Raw genomic sequence first — 13,859 nt, forward strand, 5'->3', positions numbered from 1 at the left:
TCCCGTGTTGTCACTATCGAAGGATTTGATGCTATCAATTTTGTATTTTAGGCTTGAACTTGGAAAATCTAATTAACTCGTTCCTGACTCCCCTAGACAAATGAGCCCATTGGAATAAGTTAGAAACTACATATCTGCCAACAACATCCCCGCCATCCCATCCAGTCGTTTCTTGACCTTTTCCCAGCCCGGCATAACCTGCCCCATCAGACGGTAAAACTCCTCGCTGTGGTTGTGCTCAGCCACATGGCATAACTCATGCAACAAGACATAATCGATGCATTCTGAGGATGCCTTAACCAGCCATGGATTCAGGGTCAAACAGCCTTTTGCTGAACAGTTACCCCATTGCGTTTGCATCGCCCGCAGACGTATCGGCGGACGCTCACTAATCCAAAGGGTCTGCGGTATCAATAAATCAAGCCTGCGCTGAATGACATCTCTGGCGCGTTCCCGATACCATTCGGCCAACAACGCTTTAACCTTTTCTGCCGATTTGTGTCTGACAGTCACTTCCAGACGCCCACGCAACATTTTCACTCGTTGCGGAATAGTAGCGTCTTCTGTTACTTTCAACTGATACTGCTTACCAAGATAGTAATGGCTCTCTCCGCTGACATACCGACGCGGGACAATGTGTGTCTGTTGCTCCCTGAAATCACGCAGTTGCTGGTATATCCAGCGCCCTCGTTTTTTCAGCGCAGACAGCACCTCGTGCTCCGGTGTTTCTGGCGGGATAGAGGCCACAACCCGACAGTCAGGATGCACCTTGATGAGCACCCTGCCCTTTACGACCTGACGCGGAACACACTGTACGACGATGACTTCATCACCATAAACAATGCGTAACGCTTTCATTGCTGGCGATTCTTTTTCACTCATGATTTCATCAAACCAACGCGCAGGATCTGGATGATGGTTTCCACAATGCGGTTTACCTGAATCATTCCGGCACCAATATCCCGGCAGGCCGTAAACAGCAGTGGTAACAGACTTGTCTTAACGGCCTTCTCAATGTCCTGAGGGTTGAGGGAATTTTCTGCCACTGCTTTGACGATAATGCTGTCCACCTCAAAGGCTAGCTTAGTCCACTTCTCCTGCACCTGAACATCGTTTACCGCAAAAACCTCCGGTAGCTCTTTTTTAAATACACCGTAATACGCCTGAGCATGCTTGTTTACCGCCAGGGCATCCGGGATATCGCTGAGCTTACGGGCTTCAACTTTTTCTTCAAACTCACGGAATAGGAGATACTGTTTTAGGGGATGGTCGAACAGTTTTTCTGCTTCTTCAATAGCCATACGCAGGAGTTTTGAAAAAGCCTCCTGAGCGTACGGGTCATCACGTAGGTCCTGCTCAATCATCTTCGTCACACGGGTTTTAATGATGTCGGTTTCATTGCGGGTTTTATTGTTGTCCCACTCTTCGGGCTTTTCGCTCTTGCCCATTTTACCGACTTCATACACGCCATCCGGTTCACGAACCTCAACGCCGGTGACATGCTTATCCAGCAATTTTTTCACCTGCTCCGCGTAGTCGTCATAATTGACCTGCTCGCCGCTGACCTGCATTGCCCACTGGCGCAGGCTGGACATCTGTTTTACGGTTTCTTTATAGAGATTTCGGTCTTGTTCCGTAAAGCTCTTGTCGGTGAAGAAGGTAGCGGACTGCAGTGCCACTTTCAGGCATCCGGCAAAAGCCGTTAACGACTCGAAGAAATCATCACGGATTTTCTGATGGATATCGACCATCTCTCCGTCACGTTCTTCCATTTTTGGCACCAGAACCGCGCGTAACTGTTCAGTATCATTCTTGTTTTTGACACCGGCAAATATGGCCCACAGCTGGTTATACAGATGCGGCAGCCGCTTGTATTCAGAACTCATAGCGCTGTACAGCCCGTCAATATCCTTGATGTCGTATCCTCCCTGCGTTCGGGAGGCGAGATCCTGATATTTACCGATAGTGGTGTCCAGTTCAGCCAGAATGCCGCGATAATCAATCAGCAGGCCAAACTTTTTCAGTGGATGCAGTCGGTTCACCCGGGCAATCGCCTGGATTAGGTTGTGGGACTTAAGCGGCTTGTCGATATACAGTACGGTATTTTTCGGTTCATCAAACCCGGTGAGCAGTTTATCGACGACGATCAGTAATTTGAGCTTTTCATCGGTATCGAAACGACTGATGATATTGCGGGTATACGCGGACTCATCCTGCGTGCCGACGTTATCCTTCCACCATTTCGTCACTTCTGGCAGTTTGCTTTCATCCACCTCGGTATTCCCTTCCCGGGTATCCGGAGGGCTGATCACCACCGCTGATTCAAACAACCCGGCTTCATCAATATACTTTTTATATTTGATGGCGGAGATTTTGCTGTCGCAGGCAAGTTGCCCCTTCAGCCCGTCATTAATATTTTTCGAGAAGTGCGTGGCGATATCGAGTGCAATCAGTCGGATGCGGTCATCTGCGCTATAGACCTCGCCCTTACGGGCGTATTTACGCTTAAGGTCGGCTCTTTGCGCCTCGCTCAACCCATCAGTAATGCGGTCAAACCAGGCATCAATCGCCCGATCATTCACTTCCAGATCCGGAATACGTTCTTCATACAGCAGAGGCGTAACGGCTTTATCTTCGACAGCCCTCTGCATAGTGTAGGCGTGGACAATCGGGCCGAATTTATTGGTAGTCTTATCTTCTTTCAGCAACGGCGTACCGGTAAATGCCACAAAGGCGGCATTCGGCAGGGCCAGTTTCATTCGCACATGGTTCTCACCACCCTGGCTACGGTGCCCTTCATCAATCAGTACAATAATATCGGGGCTGTTATTGACGCATTCAGGAAGTTTTGTCGCTGAGTTAAATTTCTGGATAAGGGTAAAGATTATACGTTCTTTACCAGAGCCAATCTGCTGTGCCAGCTTCTGACCTGAGGTCGCCATCGCTTTGGCCTTATCATCCTTCCCGGCCAGTTCTCCACCAGAAGCGAAAGTACCGCTGAGCTGCCCTTCAAGATCGACACGATCCGTCACCACCACAATGCGACACTGCTTCAGGCTGTCATGAAGGATCAGCGCCTTGCTGAGGAAAACCATGGTGTACGATTTACCTGACCCCGTGGTATGCCAGATCACCCCACCTTCCCTGCCACCATCCGGTCTGAGAGTACTGATGCGTTCCAGCAGTCTTTTTATGCCGAACACCTGCTGATAGCGAGCGACTATCTTCCCTGTCTTTTTATCAAACAGGGTGAAGAAGCGGGTCATCTCCAGTAGACGTTCCGGCGAAAGCAGGCTGATAAGCAGCTTATCCTGTCCACTGACAGCCAGTTCACCAGCGGCTATTAACTGTTGGTACCAGTCGAGATCGGCTGAAGGACGATGATCAAACAACGCATCAATTTGTTCAGTCGATAACGGATGGTTGCGCAACGCATACATCTGCGCATCCGTAATATCTTCTTCACGCCATGCTGCCCAGAATTTCATTGGCGTATGGCAGGTACCGTAGCGCCCGTCATGCCCGTTAATCGACAGTAATAACTGGCTGTAGGCAAACAACAGCGGGATTTCGTCGTTGAACTGATTGCGGATGCTCTGTGATATCCCCTCGTCAATGGTTGGCCCTTTCTTACCGTGACCTGCCGGGCTTTTCGCTTCAATGACAGCCAGCGGAATACCATTAACAAAACAGACAATATCCGGTCTGCGGGTTTCAACACCGCCTGACCGCAATACCGTAAATTCTTCAGTAAAGTGGAACTGGTTATTTTCCGTATGTTCCCAGTCAATCAGCGCAATGGTGGGACTGACCTTCTTGCCATCGACAAACTCCGTAACGGCGATTCCGTAAAGCAGATGGTTGTACATCCGCTCATTGGCTTTCAGCAGCCCTTCATTCAGTGCCGGGGAGCAGACCTGAGATATCAGGTTATCCAGTGCTTTTTCCGATAACTGGCAAGTTTTACCGCTCGCCATAAAGGAACGCTTCGACAACGCCTCACGCAGAACCGGACGCAGCACCACCTCATCATGTTTATAGCCCCGATAATCCATAATCTGTTTCGGAGATAAAAACGACCAGCCGAGGCTGGTCAGTAACGTCAATGCCGGAATTTTGGCACTGTATTCTTCCTGGAATTTTGGCGTGTACGTCTGGTTCATGAGCGTTCCTTGTTCTTCGCTTTAAGCGCTAACGGCTTCTTCAGCGTCTACTTTGACACGACGTTTGCCGGTCAGTAACTGCTGCATTAGAGCTTTTTTCTCATCTTTCAAGCAGGCGAGTTTATCCTGAAGAACACGTATCGTCCTGCTGGAGTTATATAACATATCAGCGATGCTTTCCTGCTCTTCAAAACATGGAACAGGGACTTTTGTTTGCATAAACTCTGTCGGTTTGATATTTAATAAACCATTATTTCGGACCCCAGTATTAACTAGCGCCCCTAACTGTGGCTTGAGATAATCAGCCTCAAATAAATATTTAAAATAACGGTGACTGAGCCCATTTTTTAATCTAAAGCAAACATAGACATGGGGTACCAGTCCTGCTTCATATGCTTCGAGGTCAAAAACACATCCGAACTCGTATGTTTTTGAGTTTCCTTTGTTATATGCAAACTCACCTTTTTTAAGCAGGATATAATTTTTCACACTTTCTCCCGCCATATAACGGCTATAACGCTCATCCTGCCGGACAAATCCGGATAAAGATGATATTGTTAAAATAGGATGTTCGGCAGCATCATTTTTACGTTGAACTCGCGTTGCTACTTCACTTATTTTTTTAAACTCCCACTCCGTGCTAAACCTCACCCCATTCTCATCCAGCAACCGTTTCTTCCCGGTAAGCAATTGCTGCATCAGGGCTTTTTTCTGCTGTTGGCTGTTGGTGAGAAGCTTTTCCGTCACCGAAATCGCCTTATCCCAGGTTGACAGGATTTGAGCGATTTTCTTTTGTTCTGACAATGGAGGCAATGCGAAATCGATTGCATAGAAATCATTATGATTTAGATCGGGTATTGTACTTGCTCCTGCCTTCATCAAAATAATGTGCTGTACTCTTTCTGAACGCAAGTAATTTACTAAAAATGTACTGTCTATTTTATTTCGATCAAAATCGATTAGAAAAAAGTTATTGTGGAACGCACCAGTGACACCAGTTACGACAATTCCAGTATTTCCTGTTCTTGTCATAAGAACATCATCGGCTTTACAAATCACTCTATTTGGAGGCGAATCAACGTACTCTCTATCTTGATTTTTTCGATTTATTGACTGTATAGTTATATATTCTTGAGAATTAAGTGTTGGTTTTTTCAGCCTGTCAGATATAGCAATTTGAAGACCTTGCCGTACTTTAGTAACTGACCCAAATTTTACTGATTGCCATTCAGCCGGAATAGCTCCTAGTGACGAAGGTTTAACAACCATAACCCAACTCCTTTAAATACCCTGCGATCTCCGTTTCCAGCTTCGCCAGTTCCGCTTTCAATTGCTCACGTTCGGCGCGTACGGCAAGCAAATCGATCTCGTCTTCTTCCTCGAAGGTGTCTACATAGCGCGGAATATTGAGGTTGTAATCGTTGGCCTGTATCTCTTTCAGGCTGGCAAGATACGCATATTTCTCGACGTTATCGCCTTCTCGATAGGTTTTAACGATCTTCTGGATATTTTCTGCGCTGAGCTGGTTCTGGTTTTTACCTGCCTTGAATTCACGGCTGGCATCGATAAACAGCACCTTGTCATCCACTTTCTGCTTTTTGAAAATCAGAATCGCAGCCGGAATCCCCGTACCATAGAACAGTTTTTCCGGCAGTCCAATTACCGCATCCAGCAGATTTTCATCAATCAGTTTCTGGCGAATTTTACCTTCGCTGGAGCCACGGAACAGCACACCGTGTGGCACAACTACGCCCATACGCCCCGTTCCTGGTTTCAGGGTTTCGATCATATGCGAGATAAAGGCGTAATCGCCTTTAGTCTTCGGCGGTACACCGCGACGGAAACGACCAAACTTATCATTCTCGGCCTCGTCATGCCCCCACTTATCCAGGCTGAACGGTGGGTTTGCGGTCACGATATCAAACAGCATCAGATCGCCATTTTTATCGAGCAGCTTCGGGTTACGAATGGTATCACCCCACTCTATTTTGTGGTTGTCTTCGCCGTGCAGGAACATGTTCATTTTCGCCAGCGACCATGTAGAACCAATCGCTTCCTGACCAAACAACGCATAGTTACGGCTGTCATGTCCGGAGACGATTTTACGCCCGCACTTCATTAACAACGAACCGGAACCACAGGCCGGGTCGCAGATGGTATCACCGGGTTGTGGGTCGAGCAGTTCAGCAATCAGATCCGAAACTTCTGGTGGGGTATAGAACTCCCCGGCTTTCTGCCCACCGCTGGCAGCGAAGTTTTTGATTAGATATTCATAGGCATTACCGATGACGTCCAGCGTACCTACACGGCTTGGCTTCAGGTTAAGATCTTCACCGGCAAAGTCTTCCAGCAGCTGTCGCAGGATGGTGTTCTTCTGTTTTTCTTCACCCAGACGGTCGGTGTTAAACGAAATATCCTGGAACACGCTTTTCCCGGCATCTTTCAGCTTAGTGCCGTTGGCTTCTTCAATGGCATGTAGGGCTTGGTCGATACGCTCGCCATTGCCTGGCTCATGACGGCGTTCATACAGTGCATAGAAACTGGCGCTTTTCGGCAACACGAAGCGTTCATTCGCCATCATCGCTTCAATCAGCTCCGGCGCATCGCCATACTGTTCTTTATATTCATCATAGTGATCCTGCCAGACATCCGAAATGTACTTGAGGAACAGCATGGTAAGGATAAAGTCTTTATAGGTGTCAGCACTGATGGTGCCACGGAAAGTGTCACACGCGGCCCACAGGGCTTTGTTGATAGTATCCTGACTGATTTTATTATTCATGAATCATCCAATTACGAGAGTGATTGCACCAGCATGCAGCATTGGCAATTAATGGACTAATAATACCGGAAAACATATTGTGGGGCATGTCATACTCTGACCGAAATCAAAATGAAATAAGAAAATAAAGAGGAAAAAAAGCAATGGGGCAGGATGATGAACGTAATAGACAAAAACAAAAAAACCACCCGTAGGTGGTTTCACGACACTGCTTATTGCTTTGATTATTCTGTTCTTTCCCATGGTACCCGGAGTGGGACTTGAACCCACACAGCGCGAACGCCGAGGGATTTTAAATCCCTTGTGTCTACCGATTCCACCATCCGGGCTCGGGAAGAAATTGGAGGCGCGTTCCGGAGTCGAACCGGACTAGACGGATTTGCAATCCGCTACATAACCGCTTTGCTAACGCGCCGAAATCTTCTGGCTTTACAGCCGACATCCGCTATTGCCGATGTCTTTAATTTGGAGCGGGAAACGAGACTCGAACTCGCGACCCCGACCTTGGCAAGGTCGTGCTCTACCAACTGAGCTATTCCCGCATCACCAAGTAAGTTTGTTAATCACTTGATTTTGTTATCGTCTGGCAATCAGTGCTGCCGTTCGATGCGTTGCATTCTACTTACCTGACGCAATGAGTCAACGATATTTTTCACCACTGACGATCGTTTGCTGAAATTTGCGCCGAAACGATCACTGTTCAAGCAAATCTCCCCATGCAGCGCTCAAATACTGGAACATTGACCACAAAGTCAGTATCGCGGCGACGAAGAAAAGTGCGATCCCGGCGTACTCTACCCAGATATTTGGACGCCACAGCAACCATGCGAGCGCGGCCATTTGCGAAGTAGTTTTCACTTTACCGATCCAGGACACTGCCACACTGCTGCGTTTACCCAGCTCGGCCATCCATTCACGCAGCGCAGAGATAATTATTTCACGCGCGATCATCGTGGCGGCAGGCAGCGTCACCCACCAGCTGTGATAGTGTTCGGTCACCAACACCATCGCGATAGCCACCAGCACTTTATCAGCAACCGGATCGAGGAAGGCACCAAAACGGGTGCTTTGGTTCCAGCGACGTGCCAGAAAACCGTCAAACCAGTCGGTGACCGCCGCAATACAGAAGATCAGCGCACAAACGAAGGGAGCCCAGGTAAATGGCAGATAAAAAGCCAATACAAAGAATGGGATCAGGATGACGCGAAACAGCGTGAGCAACGTAGGGATATTAAATTGCATATGACGGATAACTATCTGTTGTCAGTGAAATTACCCCTATGTTGCTACAGAGGGCCTAATGTTTCAACGAGTAGAAGATCTTTTCTGCCAGAGCTTGCGAAATACCCGGCACTTTTGCAATTTCTTCGATACTCGCGTTACGAAGACCTTGCAAACCGCCCATATATTTCAACAACATCTGCCGACGCTTTGGACCAACGCCTTCAATGGTCTCAAGCGTACTGGTACTTTTCACCTTCGCCCGTTTTTTACGGTGCCCGCTAATCGCATGATCGTGAGATTCATCGCGGATATGCTGGATAACGTGCAATGCAGGCGAATCAGGCGGCAGGCTAAAGCCCTCACCTTCCGGCTCAAAGAACAGCGTTTCCAGGCCGGCTTTACGATCGGCCCCTTTTGCCACCCCCAACAAGAGTGGGTGCTGTTTGTCCCAGGGAACATCCAGCTCCGCAAAAACGGCTTTCGCCTGCCCTAACTGACCTTTACCGCCGTCGATCAATATGACGTCCGGAATCTTACTGTCTTCAATCGCCTTACCGTAACGCCGACGCAGAACCTGATTCATGGCCGCATAATCGTCACCCGGCGTAATGCCAGTGATGTTATAGCGGCGATATTCTGCACGCAGCGGACCATTGGCATCGAATACCACGCAGGAGGCTACCGTCTGCTCGCCCATCGTGTGGCTGATATCAAAACATTCCATGCGTTTTACTGCCGGTAGCTTAAGTACCGATGCCAGCGCCGTCAGACGTTGGGTAATGGTCGACTGCTGGGAAAGCTTCGTGGTTAACGCCACCGCCGCGTTGGTTCTCGCCAGCTTCAGATAACGAGCGCGATCGCCTCGCGGTTTCGTCTGAACGTTAACCTTCCGCCCGGCCAGCTCAGACAAAGAATCCGCCAGCAGGGTTTTATCGCTAAGATTAAAATCGAGCAGGATCTCACCGGGGAAGGTGCGCATCTGGCTTCCCTGCAAATAGAACTGTCCGACAAAGGTTTCGACGACCTCGCCGAGTTCTGTTCCACTCGGTACTTTCGGGAAATAGCTGCGACTGCCTAACACTTTCCCCTGGCGAATGAACAGAACGTGCACACAGGCCATGCCAGCGTCAAACGCCACGCCGATGACGTCCAGATCGTCTCCGGTATTTGAGACAAACTGTTTTTCAGTCACGCGGCGTACGGCCTGAATTTGATCACGAATGCGGGCAGCCTCTTCAAATTCGAGATTTTGGCTGGCCTTTTCCATCCGGGCGATCAGTTGCGTTAATACCTGATCGTCTTTCCCGGACAGGAACAGACGAACGTAATCAACCTGCTGCGCATACTCTTCTTCACTCACCAGACCCGCGACACACGGACCGAGGCAGCGACCAATCTGATATTGCAGACAAGGACGCGAGCGATTGCGATAAACACTGTTCTCGCACTGACGAATAGGGAAGATTTTCTGCAGCAGCGCCAGCGTCTCACGTACAGCATAACCGTTAGGGAACGGTCCAAAGTACTCGCCTTTGGCATGCTTAGCCCCACGATGCATCGCCAGGCGAGGATGGGTATCGCCGCTGAGGAAAATAAAAGGATAGGATTTATCGTCGCGCAGCAAAACGTTGTAGCGCGGCTGATACAGCTTGATGTAGTTGTGCTCAAGCAGTAACGCTTCGGTTTCGGTGTGCGTTACCGTGACATCAATCTGCTGTATTTGCGCGACCAGCGCTTCGGTCTTACGCGACGCGAGGTTGCTACGGAAGTAGCTGGAAAGCCTTTTTTTCAGGTCTTTCGCTTTCCCGACGTAGATGACCGTCCCGGCGATATCATACATACGATACACGCCGGGCTGACTGGTCACGGTTTTCAGGAACGCTTTGGCATCAAACTGATCGGTCACTGGCTTGTTAATGTCTCCGCATTACACAGGCCATGGCGAATTGCCAGATGAGTCAGCTCAACATCGCCGTGAATGTTTAATTTACTGAACATTCGATAGCGATAGCTGTTCACCGTTTTAGGACTAAGATTCAGCTGTTCTGAGATCTCATTGACCTTCTGACCTTTGGTGATCATCAGCATAATCTGCAACTCACGTTCAGACAAACTGGCAAACGGGGTTTCCGTTTTCTCAGGCTCAATCTGGCTGAGCGCCATTTGCTGAGCGATATCGGAGGCAATATAACGTTGGCCGGAAAAAACCGAACGAATCGCACTCACAACTTCCTGGGGGGCGGCTCCCTTGCTGAGATAGCCCGCAGCTCCTGCCTGCATGACTTTAGCAGGCAACGGGTTTTCGGTATGGACCGTCAGCATGATCACTTTAATGTCAGCCGTTGAACGCGCAATTTTACGCGTTGCCTCAAGGCCACCAATACCGGGCATATTCATGTCCATCAGCACGACGTCAACGGAATTTGAGCGACACCATTTTACCGCATCTTCACCGCAGCACGCCTCACCGACAACTTTAATGCCTTTTATATCTTCAAGAATGCGTCGTATCCCTGCGCGCACCAGTTCGTGGTCATCAACAAGAAAAACGTTGATCAAAGGAATATCTCCAGAATAGGGATAACGCTACCGATAGTTAATCGGTCCTATGTTAACGGGTTTTATCTCAACTTTGAAATGTAAAAAACGCCCGACTTTCGATTTTGCTCTCGTTTTTGGAAATTAGATTGTACGACGGGTGGAAACATTCAGTACTGGCAACCTTCGGCCACGGTTATATCTGCATAGCTGTTTCATAATAGTGACAAAAAAATCATATTCCTTCGCTGAATGCGAACCAGGCAGTTAAAGTTGTAACAATAATTAACGAAGAAAATACTCGAAATAAACATCAAGTGGAGAAAATATATGCAGTGCAACATGTTGTTTATTTTAATGTCACCCACTTTTGTTTGCGCAAAAAACAACCGCTGATATTTTTAGCCTCACTTATGGTATACTCCGCCGCCTTAAGATTTCACATCGCACTTTTTCATTGAAACATAACGAGGAAAATAAATGAGTACGCCTGACTTTTCCACTGCTGAGAATAACCAGGAACTGGCCAATGAAGTCACCTGCCTGAAAGCCATGTTAACGCTGATGCTGCAGGCAATGGGTCAAGCTGATGCAGGACGCGTGATTCTTAAAATGGAAAAACAGATCGCACAGATTGAAGATCAATCACAGGCTGCGGTATTTTCCAGCACTGTTAAGCAAATTAAACAGGCCTACCGCCAGTAATAAGAAACCGGCTGAAAGCATCGCTATCAGCCGGTTCTGCGTCTGACACTCAGAACGATAATTTATTCAGATAAGCCCGGTCGCAGCGGCGTAACAGGCAATCTGCGTTTTGTTTGGCGCATTGAATTTCTTTTGCATATTCTTCTGGTGAAAGTTAACGGTATTTTCAGAAATCGAGAGAATTATTGCTATTTCTGAAGATGTTTTGCCCTCAGCGGTCCATTTCAATATTTCTTTTTCCCGCTTGCTAAAGCGCATCTCTGGCGCCATGACCATGTCATCTTCCAGTCGCGTCAGAACGGATAAACTTTCCCGCACCAAGAGCTGCATCCTGAGCTCCACTTCATCATTCGCAAAGCGACTATTGCGGATACTTGCACGTGACACCGATAAAAATCCCAACGCTCGATTAGGTAACATTAAGCATTGCGTCATCCCTTTACGTAAACCATGATTGCGCGCGGCATCCCACAGGGGCTGCGCATCGCGAAATAAGGTGTCGTTCCAGGGTAAATGCCCCTGACTGAAGTTTTCAGGCTTCAGCACCGGATCAATCGCGAAATAATTCTCGGACTGATAATGCGCCACCCAGGCTTTGGGATACGTCGTGTGAAGTGATGTTTTGGGCCGGGTAAAAGGTACGGGATGACGAACACATAGCGCGTAAAAATCGAACTCTAAGTGCTGCGTCTGTTGCTGTAATTCATTATAGACATCCTCTGCCGTCGCCATTTCCTGAAAGCGTAACAGCATGCTCCGTCGCCAGGTGAAGAAATCATGATCCTGCATACTAAGTGGTATTGCCCCTGAGATTGATAATCATCCAAACATATGAAACAAGCTAACACATAAATGTATTTTATATATGCAAATTATCGGACAAAGGAACAATTACTTGAGCGTTACTCAACGGCGAGAGGAAGTAACAGAATCGGGGGTTGATAATAAAGCAATATTTATAAATAGTTATGCGAGCAGTACTCACCCAAAACATTATCGGTGAGTACTGTATGCACAATTTATTGCATCAGAAACTTTTCAAGAAACTGACGGGTTCGTGGCTGTTGCGGATGCGTGAACAGGGATTTAGCGGGGCCCTGCTCCACGATCCTGCCTTGATCCATAAATATCGCCCTGTCGGCCACATCGCGGGCAAAGCTCATTTCATGCGTCACAATCACCATGGTGCGTTTTTCCTGCGCCAGTTGACGGATGGTATTAAGTACCTCGCCAACCAGTTCAGGATCGAGCGCAGAGGTCGGCTCATCAAAAAGAATAACCTCTGGTCGCATCGCCAGCGCCCGGGCAATAGCCACGCGCTGCTGCTGCCCACCGGACAAACGCCGCGGATAGCTGGTTTCTTTACCTGCCAGGCCAACCTTCGCCAGCAGTTCGCGCGCACGTGCTGTCGCTTCGGCTTTCGGCTCGCCTTTAACAATCACCGGGCCTTCAATAATGTTTTCCAGCACCGTACGATGTGGGAACAAATTAAAGTTCTGAAACACAAACCCCACGTGCTGGCGCAACTGACGAATCAGGCCTTTTTGCTGAGTTAACGAACGTGCGGTATCAATGGTAATCTCACCCACTTTAATGGTGCCCGCCTCCGGTTGCTCCAGCAAATTAATGCTACGCAACAGCGTGGTTTTGCCGGAACCGCTCGGCCCGATAATCGCCACGACCTCACCGGGTTTAACGTCGAGATCGATCCCATGTAACACCGTTTGCCCATGGAATTTTTTGACCAGGTTTCTGACTTCGATAGCACTCATTTCGGCTCTCTCTCCTGGCGGTTCAGTTGTTCTTCAAAATAGTTTTGCAGTGCGGAAAGCACCGTCGCCATCACCCAGTAAATCAACGAGGCCGCCAGATACATTGTGAACACTTCCAGAGTACGCGAGGTAATCAGCTGCGCCTGGCGGAACAGTTCCGGTACCTGAATAGTGGCAGCCAGAGAGGTGTCCTTCACCAGGCTAATAAAGCTGTTGCTCAGCGGCGGGAGCGCAACCCGCGCGGCCTGCGGCAGGATCGCCCGGCGCATGGTTTGCCATCTCGTCATGCCAATACTGGCGCCCGCCTCCCACTGCCCTTTGTCGATGGAAGAGATTGCCGCACGCAGGGTTTCCGCAGCATAGGCTGCCGTATTAAGCGACAAGCCAATCATCGCCGCCGGGATGGGATCCAGCTCAATACCAAACTGCGGCAGACCGTAATAGATCATGAACAGTTGGGCAATCAACGGCGTTCCGCGAAAAATTGAGATATAAAAGCGCGCCAGCCAGCGCACAGGCAACAGCGGCGACAGACGCATCAGCGCCAGGATAAACCCCAGCACGAGGCCAAAGAACATCCCGCCGATGCTCAGTTGCAGCGTAAAAACCGCACCTTTGAGCAGGTACGGCAGAGAATCAATCACCAGTTGGATACTTTCATGCATTAGCGTTTTT

12 protein-coding genes and 3 tRNA genes are annotated in these 13,859 nt (G+C 48.7%); 2 read left to right on the forward strand and 13 right to left on the reverse strand.

What is annotated here, in order from left to right; all coding sequences use genetic code 11:
* Positions 1–126 precede the first annotated feature (126 nt).
* The 10 genes from LA337_13950 to uvrY all read right to left on the reverse strand — a co-directional run bounded on the left by LA337_13950 (position 127) and on the right by uvrY (position 10,728).
* A complete protein-coding gene (locus LA337_13950) occupies positions 127–882 on the reverse strand; it encodes a M48 family metallopeptidase (GenBank protein ID UBI14295.1) in 756 nt (251 codons plus the stop codon).
* On the reverse strand, positions 879–4,163 hold the full coding sequence (locus tag LA337_13955; protein ID UBI14296.1) for a type I restriction endonuclease subunit R: 3,285 nt from the start codon (positions 4,161–4,163) through the stop codon (positions 879–881). The genes LA337_13950 and LA337_13955 overlap by 4 nt, the downstream gene beginning before the upstream one ends.
* Before the next feature lie 21 nt (positions 4,164–4,184).
* Complete coding sequence (locus LA337_13960; GenBank protein UBI14297.1) at positions 4,185–5,432, reverse strand: restriction endonuclease subunit S; 1,248 nt, start codon at positions 5,430–5,432, stop codon at positions 4,185–4,187.
* A complete protein-coding gene (locus LA337_13965; GenBank protein ID UBI14298.1) occupies positions 5,422–6,945 on the reverse strand; it encodes a type I restriction-modification system subunit M in 1,524 nt (507 codons plus the stop codon). The genes LA337_13960 and LA337_13965 overlap by 11 nt, the downstream gene beginning before the upstream one ends.
* A 242-nt stretch (positions 6,946–7,187) precedes the next feature.
* Positions 7,188–7,274: transfer RNA gene (locus LA337_13970), tRNA-Leu, on the reverse strand.
* A 12-nt stretch (positions 7,275–7,286) separates the two neighbouring features.
* Positions 7,287–7,360, reverse strand: a tRNA-Cys gene (locus tag LA337_13975).
* 51 nt (positions 7,361–7,411) lie between these two features.
* Positions 7,412–7,487, reverse strand: a tRNA-Gly gene (locus LA337_13980).
* Positions 7,488–7,638: 151 nt separating this feature from the next.
* Entirely contained in the window at positions 7,639–8,187 is a 549-nt protein-coding gene (gene pgsA, locus LA337_13985; protein ID UBI14299.1) for a CDP-diacylglycerol--glycerol-3-phosphate 3-phosphatidyltransferase, read from the reverse strand.
* Between the two features lie 55 nt (positions 8,188–8,242).
* Positions 8,243–10,075 (reverse strand): excinuclease ABC subunit UvrC, encoded by a 1,833-nt coding sequence (uvrC, locus tag LA337_13990; GenBank protein ID UBI14300.1) that lies wholly within the window; start codon positions 10,073–10,075, stop codon positions 8,243–8,245.
* Positions 10,072–10,728 carry a UvrY/SirA/GacA family response regulator transcription factor gene (gene uvrY / locus LA337_13995; protein UBI14301.1) on the reverse strand — a complete coding sequence of 219 codons (657 nt, stop codon included), beginning with the start codon at positions 10,726–10,728 and terminating at the stop codon, positions 10,072–10,074. Before uvrY ends, uvrC begins: the two co-directional genes overlap by 4 nt.
* Before the next feature lie 349 nt (positions 10,729–11,077).
* On the opposite strand from uvrY, the gene LA337_14000 reads away from it, so the two are divergent.
* Together LA337_14000 and LA337_14005 are read left to right on the forward strand one after the other, a co-directional pair.
* Complete coding sequence (locus LA337_14000; protein UBI14302.1) at positions 11,078–11,191, forward strand: hypothetical protein; 114 nt, start codon at positions 11,078–11,080, stop codon at positions 11,189–11,191.
* Positions 11,188–11,412, forward strand: a complete 225-nt coding sequence (locus LA337_14005) for a DUF2594 family protein (GenBank protein UBI14303.1) — start codon at positions 11,188–11,190, stop codon at positions 11,410–11,412. The genes LA337_14000 and LA337_14005 overlap by 4 nt, the downstream gene beginning before the upstream one ends.
* Positions 11,413–11,478: 66 nt before the next feature.
* Here the strand turns inward: LA337_14005 and sdiA are convergent, their stop codons facing one another.
* From sdiA to tcyL, 3 genes are all read right to left on the reverse strand, one after another.
* A complete protein-coding gene (sdiA, locus tag LA337_14010; protein ID UBI14304.1) occupies positions 11,479–12,201 on the reverse strand; it encodes a transcriptional regulator SdiA in 723 nt (240 codons plus the stop codon).
* Positions 12,202–12,431: 230 nt separating this feature from the next.
* Positions 12,432–13,184, reverse strand: a complete 753-nt coding sequence (yecC, locus tag LA337_14015; GenBank protein ID UBI14305.1) for an L-cystine ABC transporter ATP-binding protein YecC — start codon at positions 13,182–13,184, stop codon at positions 12,432–12,434.
* On the reverse strand, positions 13,181–13,849 hold the full coding sequence (gene tcyL / locus LA337_14020) for a cystine ABC transporter permease (GenBank protein UBI14306.1): 669 nt from the start codon (positions 13,847–13,849) through the stop codon (positions 13,181–13,183). The genes yecC and tcyL overlap by 4 nt, the downstream gene beginning before the upstream one ends.
* Positions 13,850–13,859: the final 10 nt, after the last annotated feature.

This window comes from Citrobacter europaeus, from assembly GCA_020099315.1.
In the GTDB taxonomy this organism is placed as follows: Bacteria; Pseudomonadota; Gammaproteobacteria; order Enterobacterales; family Enterobacteriaceae; genus Citrobacter; species Citrobacter europaeus.

What these genes read in the sequence shown, in the direction of transcription:
- sdiA (UBI14304.1), bottom strand. Translation starts at nt 12,201, where the DNA reads ATGCAGGATCATGATTTCTTCACCTGGCGACGGAGCATGCTGTTACGC.
- tcyL (UBI14306.1), bottom strand. Translation starts at nt 13,849, where the DNA reads ATGCATGAAAGTATCCAACTGGTGATTGATTCTCTGCCGTACCTGCTC.
- LA337_13965 (UBI14298.1), bottom strand. Translation starts at nt 6,945, where the DNA reads ATGAATAATAAAATCAGTCAGGATACTATCAACAAAGCCCTGTGGGCC.
- yecC (UBI14305.1), bottom strand. Translation starts at nt 13,184, where the DNA reads ATGAGTGCTATCGAAGTCAGAAACCTGGTCAAAAAATTCCATGGGCAA.
- pgsA (UBI14299.1), bottom strand. Translation starts at nt 8,187, where the DNA reads ATGCAATTTAATATCCCTACGTTGCTCACGCTGTTTCGCGTCATCCTG.
- LA337_13955 (UBI14296.1), bottom strand. Translation starts at nt 4,163, where the DNA reads ATGAACCAGACGTACACGCCAAAATTCCAGGAAGAATACAGTGCCAAA.
- LA337_13960 (UBI14297.1), bottom strand. Translation starts at nt 5,432, where the DNA reads ATGGTTGTTAAACCTTCGTCACTAGGAGCTATTCCGGCTGAATGGCAA.
- LA337_14005 (UBI14303.1), top strand. Translation starts at nt 11,188, where the DNA reads ATGAGTACGCCTGACTTTTCCACTGCTGAGAATAACCAGGAACTGGCC.
- LA337_13950 (UBI14295.1), bottom strand. Translation starts at nt 882, where the DNA reads ATGAGTGAAAAAGAATCGCCAGCAATGAAAGCGTTACGCATTGTTTAT.